Genomic DNA, 22,396 nt, shown 5'->3' with positions numbered 1-22,396 from the left:
CGTCATGGTCGACCCGCGCCGCGCCATTCTTGAAGCCCTTCCGAAGGGGCTATTGCTGGACCTTGAGGACCGGCTGCGTGCCGAAGCCCTCAAAGCCCACGAGGTGGTCCAACGCGAATTGCCGCTGAACGCCAAGCGCAGTCGTGAGGCCGAGGGACAGATTCGGTTTCGGCTTCAGGAACAAGGTTACGAGGAAGTTGTCCAACTTCACGGTGGAACGCTCATCATAGATGGTGTGATGATTGGAACTGACCTGAAGGTGTTTCAGCCCTTCGCCCGTTTCGCGGGTCCAGAAGTCGGTATCGTTCTCGGTTTCGCGGCTATGCCTGAGCCCCGAAAGCTTCCAGTGAAGAACATGTCGAGAGCGGCGGGCGTCACGCTCAATCTGACACTTCAGCCAGGCCTGTTCATTGACGAAACGACGCCTAGGCCGACCGACATCTTCGCTCTCTTCCCGACCGCGCGTGACCGTGAGCGGGCCGGCCTAATCGAAGAGATCGCCGTCGGTGTAATCAGTGCCGACTATAAGGACTATGTCTTCTATCAGTCGCTTGAAGCCTTCATTTCGGGTTACGAAGCGAGCCCGGAAAAAATCGACGAAGCACCCTCGGCTGAGCAAGACGGCAAGGTTGTCAAACTTCGCGAAAATCGACGGTTGTTCATCCCGCCGGAAAGCGTGCCAGACACGGATGTAGCCGACGGCGACGATTAGGTCGCCACACCGCATCAAGGCACTAAGGCAAGTTGCTCCGCGTTCTAGGAACGCGGAGCTGACGGGATTCCAAGATCATGCGTATTGGCACCCCGGGTTTTATCCCGGCACGACTGACCGAGTTGCGCGAGGCTCGGCGCATCGCGACTAAGTCTGCTCTAGCACGCCGCCTTGGCGTGAGCCCGACCTCAGTATCCCGATGGGAAGACGAGTATGCGGATCAGAGTCCAGACCCGACCACTCTGGTCCGTCTAGCCGGCGAACTCCAAGTTCGTCCGGAGTTCTTTCTGCGCGAGCCATTTAGGAGTGATCGGCCAACCTTCCTGCGATCGCTCGCCAGTACGTTGGCAAGGGACCTAAACTACCAAAAGGCCCAGATGCACTGGCTTCAAGAAGTCAGCTTCGTACTAGGCCATTACGTAGATCTGCCGACGCTCGATATCCCCGATGTACTGGAAGGTAGAAGCTATACCGATCTGCGAGACGACGATATCGAGGCCATCGCGCTCCGGCTTCGGGATCACTGGAAACTCGGCGAGGGTCCTAGCGGTGACATGGTCGCCCTGATGGAGCGGATCGGGATCGTGACCTCGACCATAGCAATGAACACCACCAAACTAGATGGGCTCTGCAGTTGGTCCCCAGTTGATGGTCGCCCCCACGTTCTGTTGGCAACGGACAAGATGTCGTTTCCGCGCCGACAAATGGATGCGGCGCATGAGCTTGCCCATGCCGTTCTGCATCGAGACGTGCCTGAGGAGGAATTTGAAGCCAATCTGCGCATGATTGAGCAGCAAGCTTTCCGCCTAGGAAGCGCCTTCCTTATGCCGTCAACCACATACCCGCATGAGGTCACGCGCCCCTCTCTGGCGATGTTCACCACTCTAAAAGAACGGTGGCGTGTCTCAATCAAGGCACAGATTAAACGGCTATCCGATCTCGACATCATTCCAGAGGATTACGCCCGACAACTATACAAGCTTTACTCTGCAAAAGGTTGGTCGAAAGGCGAACCTCTTGATCAACAATGGCCACTGACTGCTCCTAGAGCGCTTCGGGATAGCCTAAACCTTATCGTTGATAATGGAATTCGACAAAAAGAGGACTTGCTCGCCACAGAATTCACTGTGTCGGCAGCGGATTTGGAGGCCCTGTGTAGCCTTCCCAAGGGTTGGTTTGAGCGCGAGGCCGCGGAGGTAGTATCCTTGAAATCCGCGGAAGGCCCTCGGCCCGAGCGCTCGGCGTCTGGAGAGATCATACCGTTTCCCATTCGCCGCTGATAAGGCCGCTGAAGCGTTCGTAGATGCCGAGTGCTGTACGTTGTCGACCGTCAAAACCCCGCCCGCCACGTCTCCGCCGTTAGCGTCACCGCCGCTTCGAGCGGGGGCTTGAGCTGGAACAGGGCGGGGGCGGCGGCGAGGTCGTGGAGGCGGTAGAGGCGCCAGGCGTCGGGGCGTTCGGTTGAGACCTCGCGCTCGGTGCGGGTCAGGAAGAAGTCGGTGGCGGGGCCGCCGCGCGTGGCCTTGACCTCGATCAGGCGCTCCTTGCCCGCTGGGTCGAAGCTGCGGATGTCATAGCCGGCGCCGTCGCCGTGCTCCGGGGACGTCCATTCGACCTTGTGGGGCAGGCGGATGGGTCACCTGGCCCGCCCCACCCGGTCGCTGCGCGACCACCCTCCCCATGAAGGGGAGGGAGAAGGCGTTACCTCTCGCATTGAGGGTTGTGGGTTTTCAGGGGCTTGGGGGCGGATCGGGGCGATCGGCGCGCCCTGGTCGCCGACGGCGCCATGATGGGCGCATGAGCGGGAAGCTGAAGGGCGGGCCGGCCCATTATCGGCTGTCGGGGGCGACGTGGGAGATCATTCTCGACGAGTATCGCAACGGGGCGACTGTGCCGGAGCTGAGCGAGCGGTGGCGGGTGTCGGGCCATGCGCTGAGGAAGCGGATCACGGTGCACGGCGCGACCAAGCGCGACTGGGGCGACCAGATCGCCATCGAGACGGCCAAGGCGCGAGAGGCGGCGCAAGGCGAGGCCGAAAAGGCCAGGGTGGAGCAGGAAGCCGCGGCCGAGGCGGCGCTGGCCCAGGCCCTGTTCGGGCCGCTGACGGCCGAGGACGCGCATGAGGGCAAGGCGGCGGTGCTGGCCTCGACAGCGATGATCGCCTCGGGCCGGGCCATGCTGATGCGGCGGCTGCCCGAGGCCCAGGGGCTGGCGCGGCTGGCCGAGGTCTATGTGCGGCTGATGGATCGGCAGGAGAAGGCCCACAGCTTCGAGAACACGCCGCTGGAGGTGCTGCTGGCCGCGCGCTTCAACGCGGAAATGATGAGCGCGCGCTTCGCCCTGACGCCGGAGTCGAAACACGACGACCCCCAGTATGAGCTGAAGGCCCTCTACTGGGATCAGCTGAAGCTGGAGAGGGACGTCTACCGGGACGTGGTGACGGAGGCCCAGCGCGAGGCCGCCGAGGCCCGGCGCGAGATGCGTGAGGCGCAGGCGGCGCTGGAGGCGCTGAAGGCGGCGACCTGAACATGAACAATCGTTCATGGACGCATGTGTCGCGTTGCCGTTCGGTGATGCACAGTTAAGGTCCGCCCCCAGCATTATCTGTTGGGGACTGAAATCCATGCGTCTTGCCGCCTCTTCCGTCGCGCTGGCCGCCCTTGTGGCCGTCGCTTCGCCCGTTCTGGCCCATGCGCCCGCCGCCGCGACGGCCGTGAGCGCGCCCTCGGCCACGCCGCTGCGCGGGGCGCCGGTGTCCGAACTGGTCGCCCGCGTCGACATTCCGTGGAAGCGCTTCCAGCTGGAGAACGGCCTGACCGTCCTGGTCCATGAGGACCGCAAGGCGCCGGTGGTGGCGGTGTCGGTCTGGTACAATGTCGGCTCCAAGGACGAGCCCAAGGGCTCGACCGGCTTCGCCCACCTGTTCGAGCACCTGATGTTCGGCGGGTCGGAGAACTCGCCGTCCAGCCACATCCAGACGATGAACGCGGCCGGCGCCACGGGCCTGAACGGCACGACCTGGTTCGACCGCACCAACTACTTCCAGACGGTGCCGACCCCGGCGCTGGACTACACCCTGTATCTGGAATCCGACCGCATGGGCTATCTGCTGGGGCAGGTCAGCCAGGAGGTGCTGGATCTGCAGCGCGGCGTCGTCCAGAACGAGAAGCGCCAAGGCGACAACCAGCCCTACGGCCTGACCTATTACGCCACCCTGGAAGCCCTCTTCCCCGAGGGTCACCCCTATCGCCACTCGACCATCGGCTCGATGGCCGACCTGGACGCCGCCAGCATGGAGACGGTGCGCGACTGGTTCCGTCAGAACTACGGCCCCAACAACGCCATCCTGGTCCTGTCGGGCGACATCGACGAGGCCAAGGCCCGCGAACTGAGCCAGCGCTACTTCGGCGCCATCGCGCGCGGCCCGGTGCACACCCCGGTTCCGGCCGACGTGCCGACCCTGGCGGCCCCGGTCGAGCAGGTGCTGCATGACCGCGTGGCCCAGACCCGCATCAGCCGCACCTGGACGACGCCGGGCCTGAACGACCCGGACTCGGTGCCGCTGAGCGTCGGCGCCTCGGTGCTGGGCGGCCTGGCCAGCTCGCGTCTGGACAATGTCCTGGTGCGCGACGAGCAGATCGCCTCCAGCGTTTCGGCCGGCAACCAGACCTTCCAGCGCGTCAGCATGTTCAGCTACTCGGCCATGGTGAAGCCGGGCGCCGACGCCGACGCCGTGGCCAGGCGCATGGACGAGGTCCTGGCCGACCTGATCGCCAACGGCCCGACCCAGGACGAGATCGACCGCGTGGTGACGCAGTACGCCTCGCGCCGCATCCAGGGTCTGGAAATGGCCAACGGCAAGGCCTCGGTCCTGGCCGAGGGCCAGCTCTATTCGGGCGATCCCGACTTCTACAAGAAGGAGCTGGCGGCCTATGCGGCGGTGACCCCGGCCCAGGTTCAGGCCGCGCTGAAGAAGTGGCTGAGCCGCCCGGTCTATAGCCAGATCGTCAAGCCGGGCGAGCGCGAGGCCTATGTCGACGCCGCCGCCGCCCCGTCGGGCGCGACCCCGACCCCGGCCGCGCCGATCCAGCGCGTGGCCCGCGAAGCGACTCCGGCCATCGGCCAGGTCTCCAACGTCGACTTCCCCGCCGTCGAGCGCGCCGCCCTGTCGAACGGGATCGAGGTGGTCTACGCCCGCTCGACCACCGTGCCGGTGACCCGCGTGGCCCTGGAGTTCGACGCCGGCGTGGCCGCCGACCGCGCCGACCGGCTGGGCGCCCACACCCTGATGCTGAACGTCATGCAGGAAGGCACCACGACGCGCGACTCCAAGGCCCTGGCCGAGGCCCAGGAACGTCTGGGCGCCAGCGTCTCGGTCGGCTCGTCGATGGACCGCACCACGGCCAGCCTGTCGACCGTGACCACCAACCTGCAACCGTCGCTGACCCTGCTGTCGGACGTGGTGCGCAACCCCGCCTTCGCTCCGGCCGAGGTCGAGCGCCTGCGCGCCCAGCGTCTGGCTGGCCTGGCCAATGAGAAGACCCAACCGGCCGCCATCGCCGGCCGCGCCCTGCCGCCGCTGATCTATGGCGAGGGCCACCCCTACGGCCGTTCGTTCAGCGGCTCGGGCGACGAAGCCGTCGTTCGCGGCCTGACGCGCGCCGATCTGGTCGCCGAGCACGCCGCCTGGATCCGTCCGGACAACGCCAAGCTGTTCGTCGTGTCGGACCTGCCGCTGGCCGAACTGAAGCCGCAGCTAGAAGCCGCCTTCGGCGACTGGCGCGCGCCGACGACGGCCAAGGGGACCAAGGCCTTCAACGCCGCCCTGCCCCAGACCTCGGCGCGGATCGTCCTGATCGACCGTCCGCAATCGCCGCAGTCGCTGATCTACGGCGGTCAGGTCCTGCCGGTGTCGGGCACCGACGACATCCTGACCCTGACCACGGCCAACACCGTGCTGGGCGCGGACTTCCTGTCGCGGATCAACGCCGACCTGCGCGAGACCAAGGGCTGGTCCTACGGGGTGCGCGGCAATGTCAGCACCCTGCAGAACCGCTCGCCCTACATCGTCAACGCCCCGGTCCAGGCCAACCGCACGGGCGAATCCATCGCCGCCCTGATCGGTCAGTACGAGCGCTTCCTGAGCGCCGACGGCGTGACCCAGGCCGAGCGCGACCGCACCGTGCTGGGCGACACGCGCGGCCTGTCGGGCAGCTATGAGACCTCGTTCCAGGTCCTGGGCGCCCTGCGCTCCAACGCCCTGTACGGCCGTCCCGACGGCTATCAGGAAGCCCTGGCCGGCCGCATCAACGCCCTGACGGCCCAGCAGATGGATGCCGCCGCCCGCGCAGCCATCGACCCGGCCAAGTTCGTCTGGGTGGTGGTCGGCGACGCCTCGGTGGTCAAGCCGCAGCTGGACGCCCTGGGTCTGCCGGTCGAGGTCCGCTCGGCTCCGGCCCCGACGACGGCCCAGTAAGGCCTTTCAGTCGACACGAACGGAAAGGCCGGCGGGGCGACCCGCCGGCCTTTTTCGTTGGGCTAGCGCTTGCGGAAGCGCGCCGCGTCGGCGGCCAGACCCGCGCCCCAGTCGGTCGTGGGGTGATCGGGCTCGGGCACGAAGGGCAGTTCGCCGGCGACGCCGCGAATGGCCAGAGCCAGAGGCAGGGCGTAATGGGGCATGAGACGCAGCGGCTTCCTGCGCTTGTCGGTCACGTCCCAGCCCAGGGCCTCGAAGGCCTCGGCCAGATCGGCGCCGGACAGGCGATGGATATCGTCCCAGTCGTCCGGCAGCGCGACAGCCTCGGCCTCATCGCCGCTCAGGCCGAACAGGGCGCCGGTCAGGGCATCGATCTCGGGGAACTCGTCGCGGGCGTCAGGATCGGCGTAGCGCGGCTTCATCAGCGCCTTCAGTTCCAGATCATCGACGCCGGGCAGGTCGATCAGGCGGCGCAGGGATGCATTGGTCATGGCCTGCTGTAGCACGCCCGACGCCGGTTGACCGCGCCCGCCTGCGGGTCGAGGCTGACGGCGTGTCAATCCAGAAGGCCTCGTCCATGCCGACCGACCTGCCCACCGCCGCCCGCGCCCCGCGCCTGGCCGTCCTGATAGACGGCGAGAACGCCTCGGCCCGAATCGCGGAGGCCCTGTTCACCGAGATCGCCACCCTGGGCGAGGCCTCGGCCCGACGCATCTACGGCGACTCAGCCAACCCCTCGCTGAAAGGCTGGGTCGAGGTTCTGCCGCGCTGGGCGATCCAGTGGCAGCAGAATTTCGCCAACACCAAGGGCAAGAACTCCGGCGACATCGCCCTGGTGATCGACGCCATGGACCTGTTGCACTCCGGACGGTTCGACGGCTTCTGCCTGGTGTCGTCGGACAGCGACTTCACCCGGCTGGCGGCGCGCATCCGCGAGCAGGGCGTGCCGGTCTACGGCTTTGGCGAGCGCAAGACGCCCGAGAGCTTCCGCCAGGCCTGCACCCGCTTCATCTATACCGAGAACCTGACCGGACGGGGCGGAGGGAACGAGGATGGCGGAGAGCCGGCGCCTGCGCCGGTCGCGGAGAAGAAACCCGCAGACGCCGTGCGCCTGATCGCCGCCGCCATCGCCGACATGGACGAGGACGGCGACGGCTGGGTCAATATCGGCGGCATCGGCAATCGGCTGAGAAACGCCTATCCCGACTTCGACCAGCGCACCTACGGACACGCCAAGCTGTCGGACCTGATCCGCGCCACCGGCCGATTCGACGTGGAAGCCGCAGCCGGCGGCGCCATGCGAGTCCGCGCGAAGCCGAAGAAGGACGCCGGCGGCAAGGCGAAGTAGCGCCCGCCCCCTTCCCCCGCGCGCGGGGTGGTCTATGTGTGGGCCATGGCCGCCGCAGAGACCCCGACCGAGACCTTCAAACGCGCACTGGCCAATGCCGCGCGCGCCCTGGCCGAGCAGGCCGAGCTGGAGGTCCACTTTGGTTCGGACGGACCGCGGCTGTCGAACGGCGTCCTGACCCTGCCCCATCCGCCGCGTGATCCGGGCGCGCCCGAGAGCGCGACCCTGCGCGGTCAGGCCGACCGCCTGGCCCTGCGGCTGGCCAATCATGACGAGGGGCTGAACGCCCAGCTGCGCCCCATCGACCAGACGGCGGCCGAGGTCTTTGACGCCGTCGAACAGGCACGGGTCGAGGCCGTCGGCGCGCGCGAGCTGAAGGGGGTGCGCAACAATCTGAACGCCGCGCTTCTGACCCGGCTGGAGAAGTCGGGCGCCCTGAGGGCCGAGGCCGAACGGGTGCCGGTGGCCGAGGCGGCGGCGCTTCTGGTGCGCGAACGGCTGACGGGCGAGGCCGCGCCGGACGGCGCCAAGTCCATGCTCGATCTGGTGCGTTCCAACATGGAGCTGAAGGCGGGGGCCGAACTGGACGCCCTGGCCGCCGTGGCCGACGATCAGACGGCCTTCGCCGCCCGGCTGAAGGACGTGTTGCGGGCGCTGGACCTCGATCCCGGCGACGGTCAGGCTGAGGACGCCAACGACGAACAGGGCGAGGACGAGCCCGACGCCTCGCAGCAGGATCAGCCCGACGAGCAGGAACAGGAAGAAGAGGACGGCGGCGAAGGCGGCCAGTCGCTGGAAGGCACGGCCGACGACCAGTCCGCCGAGGACGAGCGCCAGACCCGCCCCGACGGCGCCCCCGCCGAGCCCGACGGCGAGGCCAGCGACGACGGCCCCGAACTGAACGAAGGCGCCCTGCCCAACCGTCAGGACAGCGTGGACGACGGGCGGGTCATCGACGCTTACCGCGTCTTTACCAGCGCCTATGACGAGACCATCGGCGCAGAAGAGCTCTGTGATCCCATGGAGCTGGACCGGCTGCGCTCCTTGCTGGACGCTCAGCTGGCGACCCTGTCGAGCGTGGTGTCGCGTCTGGCCAACAAGCTGCAGCGCCGCCTGATGGCGCAACAGAACCGCAGCTGGGCCTTTGATCTGGAAGAAGGCGTGCTGGACACCGCGCGCCTGACCCGCGTCATCACCGATCCGACCAGCCCCCTGTCGTTCAAGATGGAAAGCGACAGCCCGTTCCGGGACACGGTCGTGACCCTGCTGATCGACAACTCCGGCTCGATGCGCGGGCGGCCGATCATGGTGGCGGCGGTCTGCGCCGACATCCTGGCGCGGACGCTGGAGCGGTGCGGGGTCAAGGTCGAGATTCTGGGCTTCACCACCCGCGCCTGGAAGGGCGGGCAGAGCCGTGAGGCCTGGATCAGCGCCGGCAAGCCCGCCAATCCGGGCCGTCTGAACGACCTGCGCCACATCATCTACAAGTCGGCGGATGCGCCGTGGCGCCGGGCCAAGAAGAACCTGGGCCTGATGATGCGCGAGGGCCTGCTGAAGGAAAACATCGACGGCGAGGCCCTGACCTGGGCGCATGAGCGGCTGCTGGGGCGCACCGAGTCGCGCCAGATCCTCATGGTGATTTCCGACGGCTCGCCGGTCGATGACTCGACCCAGTCAGCCAACGCCGCCCTCTATCTGGACAAGCATCTGAGGCAGGTGATCGAGCAGATCGAGACGAAGTCGCCGGTCGAGCTGATCGCCATCGGCATCGGCCACGACGTGACCCGCTGGTATCGCCGCGCCGTCACCATCGTCGATGTCGAGCAACTGGCCGGGGTCATGACCGAGAAGCTCGCCGAGCTGTTCGAGGCCAAGCCCAAGACGGTGGCCCGGTCGGCGAAGAAACACGCCGCGTGAACCGGCGAATCTATGTCGCGGCCCTGGCGGCGCTGACCCTGGCGGCCTGCGCCGGCGCGGTCGTCACCTCGCAGCCGTGGTCGCCCACGCCCGAGGCCGACGGCTGGACGCCGGTCAGCGCCTCCACACGGACGGTCGGGCTGGGCCTGCCCGGCGCGGCGGCGCTGGGGCAAGGCGTGCGCTTCGCCGGGGGCGTGACCGTGCTGGCGGGCATGGATTCGCCCCTGCACAGCCTGTCCGACCTGAAGCTGACCGGCGACGGCGGCTTCATCAGCGTCTCCGACGTGGGCGATCTGGCGCGCGGCAAGCTGGCGCTGGACGGGCGCGGCCGGCTGATCGGGCTGGAAGGCCTGCGTGTGCGCCGCCTGACCCTGACCGACGGGACGCCGATCAGCCAGAAGATCGAGGGCGACGCCGAGGGACTGGCGGTCACCACGGGCGGCGATCTTCTGGTCAGCCTCGAGCGCGACCACCGCATCTGGAACTATGGCCCGCTGACCGCGATGCGAAACCCGCAGGCCGTGCGACGGCCCGACTTCCCCTTTGCTGAGAATGACGGAATGGAGGGGCTGGCGGCCTCCGGCGACGGCTGGCGGGTCGCGGGCGAGTCCGGCGGGGTCTGGGACTGCATCCCCGCACGCTGCGTCGTCGTGACCGCGCCGCCCGAGACGCCTCTGGCCGACAGCGACTATCGCATCACCGGCATGGACCGCGATCCGGCCGGAGGCTGGTTCGTGGTGCAGCGCGCCTATCGCGCGCCCATCGACGTGCGGGCGCGGGTGCGGCGGATGGCGGCGGACGGGACCCTGGGGCCGGTGCTGATCGAGCTGAAGCTGCCGGGGACGACGGACAATTTCGAGGGGATCGCAGCCGAGCGGCGCGGCGACCGGACGCGGCTCTACATCCTGTCCGACGACAACTTCAACGCCGTGCAGCGGACCATGATGCTGGCGTTTGACGTGAGGTGAAGAATTCTCCCTCCCCGTTCGGGGAGGGTGGCTGAGCCTGAAAGGCGAAGACGGGTGGGGGCGGCAAGGCAAGACAGCCGCAGCGCTCCGTATCGCCGCGCCCTCCCCACCCGGTCGCTTCGCGACCACCCTCCCCGAACGGGGAGGGAGAGGCCTTGTCCTAGATCCGTTCGCTGATCTTGATCGCCGCCTTGCAGCCGACCTTGATGACGCTTGAGAGCAGACGATAGGCCGGGGCTTCGCGGCTGCCGTGCTCGATGGCGTGGTCGTGATGAGCCAGTTCTTCTTCGCGGAACTTGGTCAGTTCGGCGGCCAGTTCGGGGTCGCGCTCGCGGACCTCCTCGATCTGGTCAGCATAGTGTTTCTCGATGACGCTCTCGACCGCCTCGGTGCAGGCGTGGGCGGCCTTCTCGCTGATCAGGGCGGTGCCGGCGCCCAGGGCCGTGGCGGCCAGCTTCCACAGCGGGATCATGGCCGTGGGACGGACGCGGTTTTCGGTCAGCAGGGCCTCGAAGCGGGCCAGGTGGACGGCTTCGTGGCCCTCCATCTCGGTCAGGTCGGCGGCGATGGCGGCCTTGCCCTTGCGGCCTTCCAGCACGGCGCGCTGGGCGCGGTAGATGTGGACGGCGGCGAACTCGCCCGCGTGATCGACGCGCAGCATTTCGGCCATGCGGGCGCGGGTCTGGCCCACGCCGGGGCGAGCCAGGGGGACGCGGCGGGCGGCGGCGACGGTGTCGGATGCCTCGGTCATGACTGCTTCCTTACGCCTTCGGCGCGCGCGCGTCCTTGGGACGTTTCGCCGCCAGCAGGCTGAAGATCGCCAGCGCCAGGGACACGAAGAAGTTCCAGCCCGCCATCGAGATTCCGAACAGGCTCCACGGCACGTCGCCGCAGCCGACGATGGGCTTCATCTCGGCGGTGCCGTCGGCCAGGGCGCTGAGGGCGCTGAGGTCGATGGTGGTCGAGGGGATGGCCGAACAGGTGGCCGGCAGGTCCCACCACTTCAGCTCGCCGCCCGCGTGGAAGCCGGCGGTGATCGCCCCGGTGAAGAAGACGGCGGCCAACAGGAAGGAGGCGATGCGCGGCGTGCCGCGGCTGGCGCGGCTGAACACGGCCCAGAAGGTGGCGGCCCCGGCGATGGCCACGGCGGCCCAATAGACCTCGCGCTGCTTGAGGCAGAGGTTGCAGGGCGCCAGGCCCGCGAACCGCTCGAAGGCGTGGGCCGCGCCCAGCATGGCCAGAGAGGCCGCCAGAGCAAAGGCGGTCCACCAGCGGGTCAGGCGTTGATACAGGCGCGTCATGGCGCCTTTCTTAGCCTCAGCCGAGGCCCGCGTCGATCAGTGTCCGATCAGCTTGACGGCAAAGAAGGCCCCGACCAGCAGAACCACGAAAAGCACGGTGAAAAGCGCCAGTCTTTTCTCGATCACGGCCAGCATGGGCTCGCCCCAGCGCTTGAGCACAAAGGCCACCAGGAAGAAGCGGGCGCCGCGCGTGACGACGCACAGGGCGACGAACAGGGCCAGGTTGAACTGGAAGATGCCCGAGGCGATGGTGATCAGCTTGAACGGGATCGGCGTCAGCCCCTTGATCAGGATGACCCAGGCCCCGTGCTGCTGGAACAGGGCCTTGGAGGCCTCGAACGCATCCGCCTTGCCGAGAACAGCCAGCATCCACATGCCGACCGGCTCGAGGAAATAGCCGATGGCGTAGCCCAGCAGGCCTCCCAGCACCGAGGCGATCGTGCAGACCGTGGCGTAGAAATAGGCGCGCTCCGGCTTGGCCAGCACCATGGGCGCCAGCATGACGTCGGGGGGAATGGGGAAGAAGGAGCTCTCCGCGAAGGAGACCACGGCCAGCGACCGGGTCGCGTGACGGTGGCGGGCCAGGGAGAAGACCCAGTCATAAAGCTTGCGAAGCATACAGGCGTCCCGGTTGAGCCTGCGGCTCCTAGCAGGATGAAGGCCCGCGCGCACCCGTTGATCGGCGGCTGCGACACCGCAACGTGTCCTGTTTCGATGCAGCCCCGCCTTGCGCCCGACCGGGGCCGCCCATTAGGTTCCGCCCCAATCGGCGGCAGAGGTCGCCCTAAAAGACAGTATGAGGAGACGCGCCATGATGGACGCCGCCAAACTCGACCAGGAAAACCCGCTGGGCGTGGACGGTTTCGAATTCGTCGAATTCACCGGTCCCGAGCCGGAAGCCATGATCGCCCGGCTGGAGCTGATGGGCTTCACCCAGACCCATGTGAACCCGACCACGGACGCGGTGCGCCTGAAACAGGGCGACATCACCATGCTGGTCAACCGCAGCCCCAAGGGCCAGGCGGCGGACTTCGCCAGGGACCACGGTCCCTCGGCCAACGGCATGGCCTTCCGCGTCGCCGACGCCAAGGCGGCCTATGAGGGCGCGCTGGCGCGCGGCGCCCGCGCCGCCGAGGGCGTGCACGGCGGGGCGCTGGGCAACGACTACCCCTACATCCTGCAGGGCATCGGCGGCAGCCTGCTGTACGTCATCGACCAGTATGGCGAGCACGGCTCGCTGTATGACGCCTGGGACGAGGTCGAGGGCTGGGAAGAGGCCGAGCGCAAGAACTCCATGGGTCTCGAGATCCTCGACCACCTGACCCACAACGTGCGTCGCGGCGAGATGCGCACCTGGTCGGGCTTCTATGGTTCGGTGTTCAACTTCGAAGAGCAGAAGTATTTCGACATCAAGGGCAAGGCGACCGGCCTGTTCTCGCAGGCCATGATCGCGCCCGACCGCGCCATCCGCATCCCGCTGAACGAGAGCCAGGACGACAACTCGCAGATCGAGGAGTTCCTGCGTCGCTACAACGGCGAAGGCATCCAGCACATCGCCCTGACCACCGAGAACATCTACGAGACGGTCGAGGCCATGAAGGCGCGCGGCGTGGACTTCCAGGACACGATCGAGACCTATTTCGAACTGATCGACAAGCGCCTGCCGGGTCACGGCGAGGACGTGGAGCGGATGCGCAAGAACCGCATCCTGATCGACGGCTCGGACGAGGAAGGCCTGCTGCTGCAGATCTTCACCCAGGACACCTTCGGCCCGATCTTCTTCGAGATCATCCAGCGCAAGGGCAACGAGGGCTTCGGCAACGGCAACTTCCAGGCCCTGTTCGACTCGATCGAGCTGGACCAGATCCGTCGCGGCGTCATCAAGGTCGACGCCTGAATGAAGATGCGGCCGCCGCACTGGATTCCGTTTCTGGGCCCGGCGTTTGCGGGCATAGCGGCGGGTCTGACTGCAAGCCGATGGCCGGAGGGCGGGTTCTGGGGAATCCTCTTGGTCGCCCTCATCTGCGGCTTCGCCCCCATTGTGGCCTACCGCGTGTGGAAACGACTGCACCACCGATGATGATTTCCTCCCCATGATAATGGGGAGGGGGACCGCGTAGCGGTGGAGGGGCTTGCCTGCTCGAAAGCAGCCCCTCCGTCACGGCGCTTGCGCGCCGCGCCACCTCCCCGTTTCATGGGGAGGAGAAACGAGGGGAAACCGCTGATGAAATCCGCCCTGACCGCCGCAGCCGTCCTGATCCTGCTGGCGTCGCCTGCCCTTGCGCAGGAGGCGCCGACCTGGTCGCTGGCCATACACGGCGGGGCGGGCGTCATCGAGCGCGCCAACCTGAGCCCGGAACGCGACGCGGCCTATCGTGCCGGTCTGCAGGCGGCGCTGGACGCCGGCTCGGCGGTGCTGGCGCGCGGGGGCTCGTCGCTGGATGCGGTCCAGGCCGCGGTTGAGACCATGGAGGACAACCCCCTGTTCAACGCCGGGCGCGGGGCGGTCTTCACCGCCGCCGGCCAGAATGAACTGGACGCCGCCGTGATGAACGGCGTCGACCGCAGCGCCGGGGCCGTGGCCGGTCTGACCCGCACTCGTCACCCGATCGCGGCGGCGCGGGCGGTGATGGAGCGCTCGCCCCACGTCATGCTGATCGGCGAAGGCGCCGAGACCTTCGCCGCCTCGGTCGGGCTGGAACAGGTCGAGCCGGGCTTCTTCTTCACCGAGAGCCGCTGGCAGGCCCTGCTGAAGGCCCTGCGCGACAAGGGCCTGCCCCTGCCGCCGCGCCCGCAAGGCGCGCCGCCGGAACCGGCCACCCTGTCCCGGCCCGTCCCGCTGGCCTCGCTGAATGAAGCCCCGCTGGACGAGCGCAAGTTCGGCACGGTCGGCGCCGTGGCCCGGGACAGCCAGGGGCGTCTGGCCGCCGCCACCTCGACCGGCGGCATGACCGCCAAGCAGTGGGGCCGGGTCGGCGACGTGCCGGTGATCGGCGCGGGGACCTACGCCTCCAACGCCGACGGCTGCGCCGTCTCGGCCACCGGCTCGGGCGAGTATTTCATCCGCGCCACCGTGGCCCGCGACATCTGCCACCGCACCGCCGCAGGCATGGGCGTTCAGGTCGCCGCCGACGCCGAGATCGCGGACGTCGCCTCGATCGGCGGCGACGGCGGGGTCATCGTCATGGGCAAGGACGGGACGGTCGCCTTCTCGATGAACACCTCGGGCATGTATCGCGGCGAGGCGGGGTCGGGCCGCGCGTCGCGCGTCGCCATCTACGCCGACGAGGACGCCTCGCGATGACCGGGCAGGTCGTCGATCTGGAGCAGAAGTTCGGCGGCTTTTCCGATCACTGGCGGCCGCGCGTCGCGGCGCAGCTGAACGGACAGGACGTGCGGCTGGTCAAGGTGCAGGGGGTCTTCCCCTGGCATAGCCACCCCGAGGCCGAGGAGATGTTCCTGGTCTGGAAGGGGCGCTTCCGGGTCGAGTTCCGCGATCGCGTGGAGACGCTGGAGCCCGGCCAGTTCATCGTCGTGCCGCGCGGCGTCGAACACCGCACCGCAGCCGACGAGGAGGCCGAGGTGATGATCTTCGAGCCCTCGGAAGTGATCAACACCGGCGACGCCCCGACCTCGGAATTCACCGCGCCCTCGGGGCAGACGATATGAGCAAACCCGACCACCCCGGCGTCATCGCCCCGCCGCCGCTGATCTATCTCGGCTTCCTGCTGGCCGGGTTCGGGATCGGGCGGCTGGTCAGCGAGCCGTCGTTCGGCCTCGACGTCGACTGGCGGCGCGGCCTGGCCTTTGTTCTGGTGATCGGCGGTCTGCTGCTGGACGGGATCGCGGCGGGGACCTTCCGTCGTCTGGGCACCGCGCCCGAGCCGTGGAAGCCGACCACGGCGCTCGCGACCGGGGGCCTCTACCAATACAGCCGCAACCCCATCTATCTGGGGTTCGCGATCACCTACGCCGGCTTCGCCCTGGCTATGGACAGCCCCGTCGCCCTGGCCATGCTGGCCCCCTGCCTGATCGTCGTCGACCGCTTCGTCATCGCCCGCGAGGAGCGTTATCTGGCGAGCAAGTTCGGCGCTGAATATCAAGCCTATCAAGGAAAGGTCCGCCGATGGCTGTGACCCCGAACCGTCCCGCCCCGCATGCCGACGAACTGTCGGAAATGGCCATCGAGGAACTGGACGCCGCCTGCGGCCTTCTGTGGGTTGAGATGAAAGCCGTCACCCCCTGGGGTGATGTCTATGAGGGCATGGCCCCGTCCGGCCGCGCGGTCGAGATCGAGCGCCGCTACCTGTGGGCGCACGAGCCCGCGGGCGCCATCGCCGTCGAGGTCGAGGTGCGCGATCCCGCCCTGCGCACCGGCGCCGAGGCCCGCGCCGTCATCGCGCCCCCGAACAGTTGATCGAACGGCGTCCGCGCCGGTCATGTCTCCGCTTCCCAATCCCCTCGCCCAAGACTAGCTTCACCCCATGAAACTCGCCTCGCTCAAGCACGGCCGTGACGGCCGCCTCGTCGTCGTCTCCAAGGACCTGAACTGGTTCACGGACGCCTTCCTGATCGCCCCGACGCTGCAGGCGGCGCTGGATGACTGGGACCGCTGCGAGCCCCTGTTGCGGGCCCTGGCCGAGAGCCTGGAGCACGAGGCCGTTCCGCGCGGCCGCTTCCACGAGCGCGACGCCGCCGCCCCCCTGCCCCGCGCCTATCAGTGGGCCGACGGCTCGGCCTATGTGAACCACGTCGAACTGGTGCGCAAAGCCCGCAACGCCGAGATGCCGGCGACCTTCTGGACCGACCCGTTGATGTATCAGGGCGGCTCCGACCACTTCATGGGTCCGCGCGACGCCATCCCGCTGAAGGACGAGGCCTGGGGCTGCGACCTGGAGGCCGAGATCGTGGTCGTGACCGGCGACGTGCCCCTGGGCGCCAGCCGCGACGAGGCCCTGGCCTCGATCCGCCTGGTCGGTCTGGTCAACGACGTCTCGCTTCGCAACCTGATCCCCGGCGAACTGGCCAAGGGCTTCGGCTTCGTCCAGTCCAAGCCGGCCAGCGCCCTGTCGCCGGTCTTCGTCACGCCGGATGCGCTCGGCGACCGCTGGAAGGACGGCAAGCTGTCGGGCGCCCTGTCGGTGCAGCTGAACGGCAAGGACTTCGGTCAGGCCGACGCGGGCGTGGACATGACCTTCGACTTCGGCGTGCTGATCGCCCACCTGGCCAAGACCCGCGCCCTGATCGCCGGGTCGATCATCGGTTCGGGCACGGTGTCGAACAAGGACGCCGACGGCGGTCCGGGCAAGCCGGTGGCCGAGGGCGGTCTGGGCTATTCCTGCATCGCCGAGGTCCGCACGGTCGAGACCATCCTGACCGGCGAGGCGAAAACGCCCTTCCTCAAGCACGGCGACACCGTCCGCATCGAGATGCTGGACGACAGGCACCACACCATCTTCGGCGCCATCGAACAGACGGTCGCGCCCGCCTGATCTCAGCTTTTCGAGCGCCGTTCGTCGGGCTAGGCTGAGGGCGCTCGGAGGGGGAGTTTCCGCATGTCGCCGCAAACCATGGGCCCGCTGATCGGCATCGCCGTGGCCCTGATCATCATCCTGCTGCGCAACAGGCGCAAACGGACCCTGCGGCCGCATCTTTTGTGGGTCATGCCCCTGCTGGTCACCACAGCGATCGGCTTCGGCCTGTGGGCCAATACCCAGCACCCGCATTTCGGCCCCTTGGCCTGGCTCGCCTTCGTGGTCGCCCTGGGCCTGGGCGGCTTCGCCGGCTGGTGGCGGGGCAAGACCATCACCATCGAGAAGGAGCCGGACGGGTCGCTGAAGGCCCAGGCCTCGCCCCTGGGACTGATTCTGGTGATCGGCCTGTTCGCCGCGCGGGCGGGCCTGCGGGAAGTCATGCAGACCAATGCGGCCGCCTGGCATCTGGACGCCGTGGTCGTCACCGACGCCTTCATGCTGTTCGCGATCGGCCTGATCGTCATGCAGCGCGTTGAAATGTACATCCGGGCCCGTCGCATCCTCATGGGCGGAACCGACAGCCATGTGGAGGTTGCAGCATGAGCCGGTTTGGACAGGGCGCGGCCGCCGCGCTTTTCTTCAGCGTGATCCTGCCCAGCGCCGCAGCAGCCCAGGACAAGGCGCCGACCGCGCCCGCCACAGCGTCTGCGGACGACTGGGACATGATTCGCGACCCTGCCAAGAAGACGGTCGCCGCCTATGTCAGCCTCGACAGCGGCGTCAGCGTGATCCTGCGCTGCACCAACAAGGTCTATGACGCCCTGGTGGCCGGCCTGCCCGGAGCCCTGGGCGACACGCGGGTGCTGCACCTGTCCTATGGCGACCATTCCCATCCCGAGACCTGGAACGTCGCGACCAGTCCCACCGTGGCCATGAGCGCCTTGCCGGCGCCCTTCGCCCGCAAGCTGCGCGACGGTGGCATGCTCTCCATCATGACGCCGGACGGGGCCGGGCCGGGGCGCAATCTGACGCATCATCTGCACCTGCCGGCCTCCTCGACGGCTGTGGATGAAACCCTGACGGCCTGCGAGAAGCCTCTGGAGGATCCGCGCGACGCCCTCCTGCCCGACCTCGGCGAGGGCGGGCTGTCGGCGGGCGTGACCTGGGAACGGCCGCCTCGCCCCAACTACCCGGCCCTCGCCCGCTACAGCGCCGGTTTCGCCATGCTGTCCTGCATGGCCCTGCCGGACGGGCGGGTGAACGACTGCGTGGTCGAAAGCGAGTTTCCCGCCGATGGCGGCTTCGGCCGCGCGACGCTGAGCAGCGTGCGCGACGCCCGTCTCAAGGCGTCGGACGGCGCGCCGATCACGCCTCGGCTCATCGTGTTTCGCACCAACTTCATGATGCGCTGATTTTCCAGGCCTGGCGATTGACCCGGCGCATTCCCTCGCTAGATTGCGCGGCCTCCCAGACCTGTGCCGGTGTGGTGGAATTGGTAGACGCGCTGGATTCAAAATCCTGTTCCGAGAGGAGTGCCGGTTCGAGCCCGGCCACCGGCACCACATCTGGATGAGCGCCTGAAGGCGCGCCCCCTTCCGTCATCATCATCGCCCGGAACGCAGCCTTAGCCGTTCTGGCGCATTCCGCTGTGCAAGGAGGGATTCGCCCGCGCCCGCACACGGCGAAACAAAGAATGAGTCCGACCGCTCTTGATTAAGCGGACACAAGTGTCCACTTGGCGATCTTCATGACCCGTCCCCTGCGAAAAGACGCCGCCGAACGCCGCGAGGCCCTGCTGACGGCCGCCGCTGAAGCCTTTGCACGCGACGGGCTGGACACGCCGCTGCACGTCATCGCCGAGCAGGCGGGCGTGGGCCGGGCGACGCTCTATCGCAACTTCGCCGACCGGTCCGAGCTGGCCCTGGCGGTTTTCGTGGGACAGATCGACGACCTGCACGAACGCACCCAGGCCCGCCTCGATGATCCCGAGGTCTTCCTGTGGTTTCTCGGCCAGATGGTCGAGCTGATGATCCAGAGCGCGGGCCTGGCCAGCGCCATCCGCGATCTGAAGGACGAAGCCCTGGCCCCGATCCGCAGCGGGCTGAAACGCGCGGGGGCCGAAGCGCTGGCGGTGTCGCAGGCGGCGGGACGGGTGCGCCCCGATCTGAGCGTGGAGGACACGCGCGTCCTGGCCCTGATGCTGGGGGCGCCGTCGCGCACGGTCGGGGCGGCCGATCGGGATCAACTGAGTCGCCGGGCGCTGGAGCTGGTGCTGGACGCCGTACGGCCCCGGCCGGAGCCGCTCACATGAGCCGCCGCGACTGGAACCTGCCCTGGGACGAGTATCTGGCGACTCTGAAGCCGCACGAGCGGCCGGCCCTGCCCGGTTCGCCCGCCACGCCAGACCACTCGACGCCGATGCGCTGGGCCTATGCCGCCGTGGGCATTCTGGTCGCCCTGACCGGCAGCCTCGGCAATGCGGCGGTGACGGCCAACATCCCGCAGCTGGCGGGCGATCTGGGCGTGACCATCGCCGAGGCGACCTGGCTGCCTGTCATCTTCGTCATGACCAACGCCTGCATGAACCTGCTGCTGGTCAAGTTCAGGATGCAGTACGGGCTGCGGCTGTTCACCGAGATCATCCTGATCGTCTTCCTGGCGACGGCGGCGGCGCACCTGTTTCTGGAGGACTTCGGCTCCACCCTTGTGGTGCGCGGCATCGCCGGCATCGCGGCGGCGGGCATGTCGACCCTGGGCATCCTCTACATCATCCAGGCCTTCCCGGCGCAGCACCGGCTGAAGGGCATCATCATCGGCGTGGGCCTGTCGAGCCTGGCCATCCCCCTGGCGCGGCTGGGGGTCGGGCCGCTTCTGGACCATGACCTGTGGCGGGCGGTCTACATGTTCGACCTGGGGCTGGTGCTGATCGCCCTGCCCGCCGTCTTCGCGCTGAAGATGCCGCCGTCGCAGCGGGTGAAGACCTTCGAGAAGCTGGACTTTGTCACCTTCGCCCTGTTCGCGCCGGGCGTGGCCCTGCTGACCGCCGTCCTGGGGCTGGGTCGAATCGTCTGGTGGACCGAGGCGGCCTGGATCGGCTGGGCCCTGGTCGGCGCCCTGGTCCTGCTGACCGCCGCCGCCGTCATCGAATACAACCGCGCCAACCCGCTGATCGACCTGAAATGGCTGGCGGGCGGCGACATCGTGCGGCTGCTGCTGGCCATCCTGCTGGTGCGGATCGTCCTGTCGGAACAGACGACCGGCGCGGTCGGCTTCCTGCAACAGATGGGGCTTGGCATCGACCAGATGCATGGCCTGTTCTGGGTCATGCTACTGGCCACGGCGGCGGGGACCCTGACCAGCGCCCTGACCCTGAATCCCATGAAGCTGTGGAAGCCCATCTCCATCGCGCTCGCCCTGATCGCCGTCGGCGCCTTCATGGACAGCCATGCGACGGTGCTGACGCGGCCGGTGAACCTCTATTTCAGCCAGGCCCTGCTGGCCTTCGCCGCCGCCTTCTTCATCGGCCCGACCATGATCATCGGTTTCGGCAAGGTCTTGCAGGGCGGGGGCAAGAACCTGATCAGCTTCATCGTCGTCTTCTCGATCGGCCAGAACATCGGCGGCCTGATGGGTTCGGCCCTGATCGGCACGATCCAGACGATCCGCGAGAAGTATCACTCCAACCAGTTGGCCGAGCACATCGATCTGGGCGATCCCGAGGTGGTGCTGCGGCTGCAGCAGCTGGGCGGGGCCTACGCGCACACCATCGGCGACGCGGCCCAGCGCCAGGGCGCGGCGCTGAAGCTGCTGCAACAGCAGGTCAGCCAGCAGGCCCAGGTGCTGGCCTACAACGACGTCTTCCTGCTGATCTCGGGCGCCGCCGCCGTCGGCGCGCTCTGGGTCGCCGCGAACCATTTCCGCCCCCGTATCGAGGCGCGCCGCGCCGCCAACCGCCAGGCGGCCGAGGCCGCCGCAGCCGCCGCTGTCGAATGACCCGGATCCGACCATGACCGACGCCACACCCGCCCCTGCTCAAGCCCCCGCCGCACCGGCTCCGGCCGCGCCCCCGCCGCCCGCCGCCGCGCCGCAACCGTCCAGCGGACGCCGGGTCATGATCAGCGTGGTGCTGGTCCTGATCGCCCTGGTCGGGGTCGGTCTGATCCTGCACGCCTGGCGCCTGCCGCCGTTCGACGGGGGCCCGCAGACCACCGACAACGCCTATGTGCGCGGCCAGGTGACCGTCATCAGTCCCCAGGTCAGCGGCTATGTGACCTCGGTCGAGGTGCAGGACTTCCAGACGGTGCAGCCCGACCAGTTGCTGGCGACCATCGACGACCGCATCTATCGCCAGCGTCTGGAGCAGGCGCAGGCGGCCCTGCATTCAGCTGAAGCGGCCCTGGCCAACTCGGCCCAGAGCCAGGCGTCGGCGCGCGGCTCGGTCGCCCAGACCCGCGCCTCCATCGCCGGCGCCGAGTCCGCCGTGACCAAGGCGCGCGCCGACGCCCAGCGCGTGCGCACTCTGTTCGCCGGCGGCTGGGTGGCCCAGGCCCAGGTGGACACCGCTCAGAACGCCCTGCGCGCCGCCGAGGCCCAGTTGGCCGCCGCCCGCGCCGCCGAGGGCGTGGCCCAGACCGGCGTCACCTCGGCGGTCGTCAGCAAGGGCTCGCTGGAAGCCGCCGTCGAGAACGCCCGCGCCCAGGTCCGTCTGGCCCAGATCGATCTGGACAATACCCGCATCAAGGCTCCGCGCGCCGGACGTCTGGGCGAGGTGGCGGTACGCGTCGGCCAGCAGGTCGCGGTCGGCACGCAACTGACCGCCCTCGTCCCCGATACGGTCTGGGTCACGGCCAATATGAAGGAGACGCAGATGCGCGACATCCGCGTCGGCCAGTCCGTCGAGATCTCGGTCGACGCCCTGGGCGGGCAACCCCTGAAGGGCAAGGTCGAACGCATCTCGCCCGCCGCCGGGTCTGAGTTCAGCGTCATCCGCCCCGACAACGCCACCGGCAACTTCACCAAGGTGGCCCAGCGCATCCCGGTCCGCATCTCCATCGATCCGGGTCAGGAGGCCGCAGCCCGACTGGCCCCCGGCATGTCGGTCGTGGCGCGGATTCAGGTGCGGGAGTAGGCCTCCTCGCCGTCACCCCGGACGCCCCGCAGGGGCGATCCGGGGGCCAGGCGCCAGCCCCGGGCAGGACGC

Annotated in this window: 23 protein-coding genes and 1 tRNA gene; 19 read left to right on the top strand and 5 right to left on the bottom strand. The window is 68.3% G+C overall.

What is annotated here, in order from left to right; all coding sequences use genetic code 11:
- The first annotated feature begins 4 nt into the window (after nt 1–4).
- Together ACI2KI_RS10730 and ACI2KI_RS10725 are read left to right on the top strand one after the other, a co-directional pair.
- Nucleotides 5–712, top strand: coding sequence for a hypothetical protein (locus ACI2KI_RS10730; protein ID WP_404619918.1), 708 nt, complete (start codon nt 5–7; stop codon nt 710–712).
- A gap of 77 nt (nt 713–789) precedes the next feature.
- Complete coding sequence (locus ACI2KI_RS10725; protein WP_404619916.1) at nt 790–1,992, top strand: helix-turn-helix domain-containing protein; 1,203 nt, start codon at nt 790–792, stop codon at nt 1,990–1,992.
- 50 nt (nt 1,993–2,042) lie between these two features.
- Here ACI2KI_RS10725 and ACI2KI_RS10720 read toward each other — a convergent pair whose 3' ends face one another.
- Nucleotides 2,043–2,339, bottom strand: coding sequence for a DUF3883 domain-containing protein (locus ACI2KI_RS10720; RefSeq protein WP_404620259.1), 297 nt, complete (start codon nt 2,337–2,339; stop codon nt 2,043–2,045).
- A 170-nt stretch (nt 2,340–2,509) separates the two neighbouring features.
- On the opposite strand from ACI2KI_RS10720, the gene ACI2KI_RS10715 reads away from it, so the two are divergent.
- Nucleotides 2,510–3,238 carry a hypothetical protein gene (locus ACI2KI_RS10715; protein ID WP_404619914.1) on the top strand — a complete coding sequence of 243 codons (729 nt, stop codon included), beginning with the start codon at nt 2,510–2,512 and terminating at the stop codon, nt 3,236–3,238.
- A gap of 97 nt (nt 3,239–3,335) precedes the next feature.
- The gene (locus ACI2KI_RS10710) at nt 3,336–6,188 is read left to right on the top strand and encodes a M16 family metallopeptidase (protein ID WP_404619912.1); all 2,853 of its coding nucleotides are present in this window, start codon (nt 3,336–3,338) and stop codon (nt 6,186–6,188) included.
- Between the two features lie 62 nt (nt 6,189–6,250).
- Here ACI2KI_RS10710 and ACI2KI_RS10705 read toward each other — a convergent pair whose 3' ends face one another.
- Entirely contained in the window at nt 6,251–6,679 is a 429-nt protein-coding gene (locus tag ACI2KI_RS10705) for a hypothetical protein (RefSeq protein WP_404619910.1), read from the bottom strand.
- 62 nt (nt 6,680–6,741) lie between these two features.
- Between ACI2KI_RS10705 and ACI2KI_RS10700 the strand changes: the two genes are divergently transcribed.
- From ACI2KI_RS10700 to ACI2KI_RS10690, 3 genes are read left to right on the top strand one after another with little or no spacing between them, the layout of a single operon-like run.
- On the top strand, nt 6,742–7,536 hold the full coding sequence (locus ACI2KI_RS10700; RefSeq protein ID WP_404619908.1) for an NYN domain-containing protein: 795 nt from the start codon (nt 6,742–6,744) through the stop codon (nt 7,534–7,536).
- A gap of 45 nt (nt 7,537–7,581) precedes the next feature.
- Nucleotides 7,582–9,453 (top strand): cobaltochelatase subunit CobT, encoded by a 1,872-nt coding sequence (gene cobT, locus ACI2KI_RS10695; RefSeq protein WP_404619906.1) that lies wholly within the window; start codon nt 7,582–7,584, stop codon nt 9,451–9,453.
- Complete coding sequence (locus ACI2KI_RS10690; protein ID WP_404619904.1) at nt 9,450–10,421, top strand: esterase-like activity of phytase family protein; 972 nt, start codon at nt 9,450–9,452, stop codon at nt 10,419–10,421. The genes cobT and ACI2KI_RS10690 overlap by 4 nt, the downstream gene beginning before the upstream one ends.
- Before the next feature lie 160 nt (nt 10,422–10,581).
- Here ACI2KI_RS10690 and ACI2KI_RS10685 read toward each other — a convergent pair whose 3' ends face one another.
- Genes ACI2KI_RS10685 through ACI2KI_RS10675 form a run of 3 tightly spaced genes read right to left on the bottom strand, consistent with a single transcriptional unit; the run spans nt 10,582 to nt 12,340 of the window.
- Nucleotides 10,582–11,172, bottom strand: a complete 591-nt coding sequence (locus tag ACI2KI_RS10685) for a demethoxyubiquinone hydroxylase family protein (protein WP_404619902.1) — start codon at nt 11,170–11,172, stop codon at nt 10,582–10,584.
- Between the two features lie 10 nt (nt 11,173–11,182).
- On the bottom strand, nt 11,183–11,722 hold the full coding sequence (locus ACI2KI_RS10680; protein ID WP_312064642.1) for a disulfide bond formation protein B: 540 nt from the start codon (nt 11,720–11,722) through the stop codon (nt 11,183–11,185).
- Between the two features lie 36 nt (nt 11,723–11,758).
- Nucleotides 11,759–12,340: a YqaA family protein gene (locus ACI2KI_RS10675; RefSeq protein ID WP_404619900.1), complete on the bottom strand. Its 582-nt coding sequence runs from the start codon at nt 12,338–12,340 to the stop codon at nt 11,759–11,761.
- A gap of 193 nt (nt 12,341–12,533) precedes the next feature.
- Between ACI2KI_RS10675 and hppD the strand changes: the two genes are divergently transcribed.
- The 12 genes from hppD (at nt 12,534) to ACI2KI_RS10615 (ending at nt 22,324) form a co-directional block, all read left to right on the top strand.
- A complete protein-coding gene (gene hppD / locus ACI2KI_RS10670; RefSeq protein WP_404619898.1) occupies nt 12,534–13,619 on the top strand; it encodes a 4-hydroxyphenylpyruvate dioxygenase in 1,086 nt (361 codons plus the stop codon).
- 327 nt (nt 13,620–13,946) lie between these two features.
- The gene (locus tag ACI2KI_RS10665; protein ID WP_404619896.1) at nt 13,947–15,026 is read left to right on the top strand and encodes an isoaspartyl peptidase/L-asparaginase family protein; all 1,080 of its coding nucleotides are present in this window, start codon (nt 13,947–13,949) and stop codon (nt 15,024–15,026) included.
- On the top strand, nt 15,023–15,391 hold the full coding sequence (locus ACI2KI_RS10660) for a cupin domain-containing protein (RefSeq protein WP_404619894.1): 369 nt from the start codon (nt 15,023–15,025) through the stop codon (nt 15,389–15,391). The genes ACI2KI_RS10665 and ACI2KI_RS10660 overlap by 4 nt, the downstream gene beginning before the upstream one ends.
- Entirely contained in the window at nt 15,388–15,858 is a 471-nt protein-coding gene (locus ACI2KI_RS10655; protein WP_404619892.1) for a methyltransferase family protein, read from the top strand. Before ACI2KI_RS10660 ends, ACI2KI_RS10655 begins: the two co-directional genes overlap by 4 nt.
- The gene (locus ACI2KI_RS10650) at nt 15,849–16,139 is read left to right on the top strand and encodes a hypothetical protein (RefSeq protein ID WP_292085535.1); all 291 of its coding nucleotides are present in this window, start codon (nt 15,849–15,851) and stop codon (nt 16,137–16,139) included. The genes ACI2KI_RS10655 and ACI2KI_RS10650 overlap by 10 nt, the downstream gene beginning before the upstream one ends.
- A gap of 67 nt (nt 16,140–16,206) precedes the next feature.
- On the top strand, nt 16,207–17,214 hold the full coding sequence (locus ACI2KI_RS10645; RefSeq protein WP_404619889.1) for a fumarylacetoacetate hydrolase family protein: 1,008 nt from the start codon (nt 16,207–16,209) through the stop codon (nt 17,212–17,214).
- 63 nt (nt 17,215–17,277) lie between these two features.
- A complete protein-coding gene (locus ACI2KI_RS10640; protein ID WP_404619887.1) occupies nt 17,278–17,799 on the top strand; it encodes a CcdC protein domain-containing protein in 522 nt (173 codons plus the stop codon).
- Entirely contained in the window at nt 17,796–18,608 is an 813-nt protein-coding gene (locus ACI2KI_RS10635) for a hypothetical protein (protein WP_404619885.1), read from the top strand. Before ACI2KI_RS10640 ends, ACI2KI_RS10635 begins: the two co-directional genes overlap by 4 nt.
- Nucleotides 18,609–18,673: 65 nt before the next feature.
- Nucleotides 18,674–18,758: transfer RNA gene (locus tag ACI2KI_RS10630), tRNA-Leu, on the top strand.
- Nucleotides 18,759–18,943: 185 nt separating this feature from the next.
- On the top strand, nt 18,944–19,507 hold the full coding sequence (locus ACI2KI_RS10625; RefSeq protein WP_313471920.1) for a TetR/AcrR family transcriptional regulator: 564 nt from the start codon (nt 18,944–18,946) through the stop codon (nt 19,505–19,507).
- On the top strand, nt 19,504–21,189 hold the full coding sequence (locus ACI2KI_RS10620) for an MFS transporter (RefSeq protein ID WP_404619883.1): 1,686 nt from the start codon (nt 19,504–19,506) through the stop codon (nt 21,187–21,189). The genes ACI2KI_RS10625 and ACI2KI_RS10620 overlap by 4 nt, the downstream gene beginning before the upstream one ends.
- Before the next feature lie 13 nt (nt 21,190–21,202).
- Nucleotides 21,203–22,324 carry an HlyD family secretion protein gene (locus tag ACI2KI_RS10615; protein WP_404619881.1) on the top strand — a complete coding sequence of 374 codons (1,122 nt, stop codon included), beginning with the start codon at nt 21,203–21,205 and terminating at the stop codon, nt 22,322–22,324.
- Nucleotides 22,325–22,396: the final 72 nt, after the last annotated feature.

The sequence above is a fragment of the Brevundimonas sp. NPDC046655 genome, from assembly GCF_044901625.1.
GTDB lineage: Bacteria > Pseudomonadota > Alphaproteobacteria > Caulobacterales > Caulobacteraceae > Brevundimonas.
The sequence above is the reverse complement of the archived record's forward strand: the minus strand, read 5'-3'. Positions and strand labels throughout refer to the sequence as shown.

Bases quoted from the DNA above. Each gene is read 5' to 3' on its own strand.
- ACI2KI_RS10730 (WP_404619918.1), top strand. From the start codon at position 5: ATGGTCGACCCGCGCCGCGCCATTCTTGAAGCCCTTCCGAAGGGGCTA.
- ACI2KI_RS10725 (WP_404619916.1), top strand. From the start codon at position 790: ATGCGTATTGGCACCCCGGGTTTTATCCCGGCACGACTGACCGAGTTG.
- ACI2KI_RS10715 (WP_404619914.1), top strand. From the start codon at position 2,510: ATGAGCGGGAAGCTGAAGGGCGGGCCGGCCCATTATCGGCTGTCGGGG.
- ACI2KI_RS10710 (WP_404619912.1), top strand. From the start codon at position 3,336: ATGCGTCTTGCCGCCTCTTCCGTCGCGCTGGCCGCCCTTGTGGCCGTC.
- ACI2KI_RS10705 (WP_404619910.1), bottom strand. From the start codon at position 6,679: ATGACCAATGCATCCCTGCGCCGCCTGATCGACCTGCCCGGCGTCGAT.
- cobT (WP_404619906.1), top strand. From the start codon at position 7,582: ATGGCCGCCGCAGAGACCCCGACCGAGACCTTCAAACGCGCACTGGCC.
- ACI2KI_RS10685 (WP_404619902.1), bottom strand. From the start codon at position 11,172: ATGACCGAGGCATCCGACACCGTCGCCGCCGCCCGCCGCGTCCCCCTG.
- ACI2KI_RS10680 (WP_312064642.1), bottom strand. From the start codon at position 11,722: ATGACGCGCCTGTATCAACGCCTGACCCGCTGGTGGACCGCCTTTGCT.
- ACI2KI_RS10675 (WP_404619900.1), bottom strand. From the start codon at position 12,340: ATGCTTCGCAAGCTTTATGACTGGGTCTTCTCCCTGGCCCGCCACCGT.
- hppD (WP_404619898.1), top strand. From the start codon at position 12,534: ATGATGGACGCCGCCAAACTCGACCAGGAAAACCCGCTGGGCGTGGAC.
- ACI2KI_RS10665 (WP_404619896.1), top strand. From the start codon at position 13,947: ATGAAATCCGCCCTGACCGCCGCAGCCGTCCTGATCCTGCTGGCGTCG.
- ACI2KI_RS10660 (WP_404619894.1), top strand. From the start codon at position 15,023: ATGACCGGGCAGGTCGTCGATCTGGAGCAGAAGTTCGGCGGCTTTTCC.
- ACI2KI_RS10655 (WP_404619892.1), top strand. From the start codon at position 15,388: ATGAGCAAACCCGACCACCCCGGCGTCATCGCCCCGCCGCCGCTGATC.
- ACI2KI_RS10650 (WP_292085535.1), top strand. From the start codon at position 15,849: ATGGCTGTGACCCCGAACCGTCCCGCCCCGCATGCCGACGAACTGTCG.
- ACI2KI_RS10645 (WP_404619889.1), top strand. From the start codon at position 16,207: ATGAAACTCGCCTCGCTCAAGCACGGCCGTGACGGCCGCCTCGTCGTC.
- ACI2KI_RS10640 (WP_404619887.1), top strand. From the start codon at position 17,278: ATGTCGCCGCAAACCATGGGCCCGCTGATCGGCATCGCCGTGGCCCTG.
- ACI2KI_RS10635 (WP_404619885.1), top strand. From the start codon at position 17,796: ATGAGCCGGTTTGGACAGGGCGCGGCCGCCGCGCTTTTCTTCAGCGTG.
- ACI2KI_RS10625 (WP_313471920.1), top strand. From the start codon at position 18,944: ATGACCCGTCCCCTGCGAAAAGACGCCGCCGAACGCCGCGAGGCCCTG.
- ACI2KI_RS10620 (WP_404619883.1), top strand. From the start codon at position 19,504: ATGAGCCGCCGCGACTGGAACCTGCCCTGGGACGAGTATCTGGCGACT.
- ACI2KI_RS10615 (WP_404619881.1), top strand. From the start codon at position 21,203: ATGACCGACGCCACACCCGCCCCTGCTCAAGCCCCCGCCGCACCGGCT.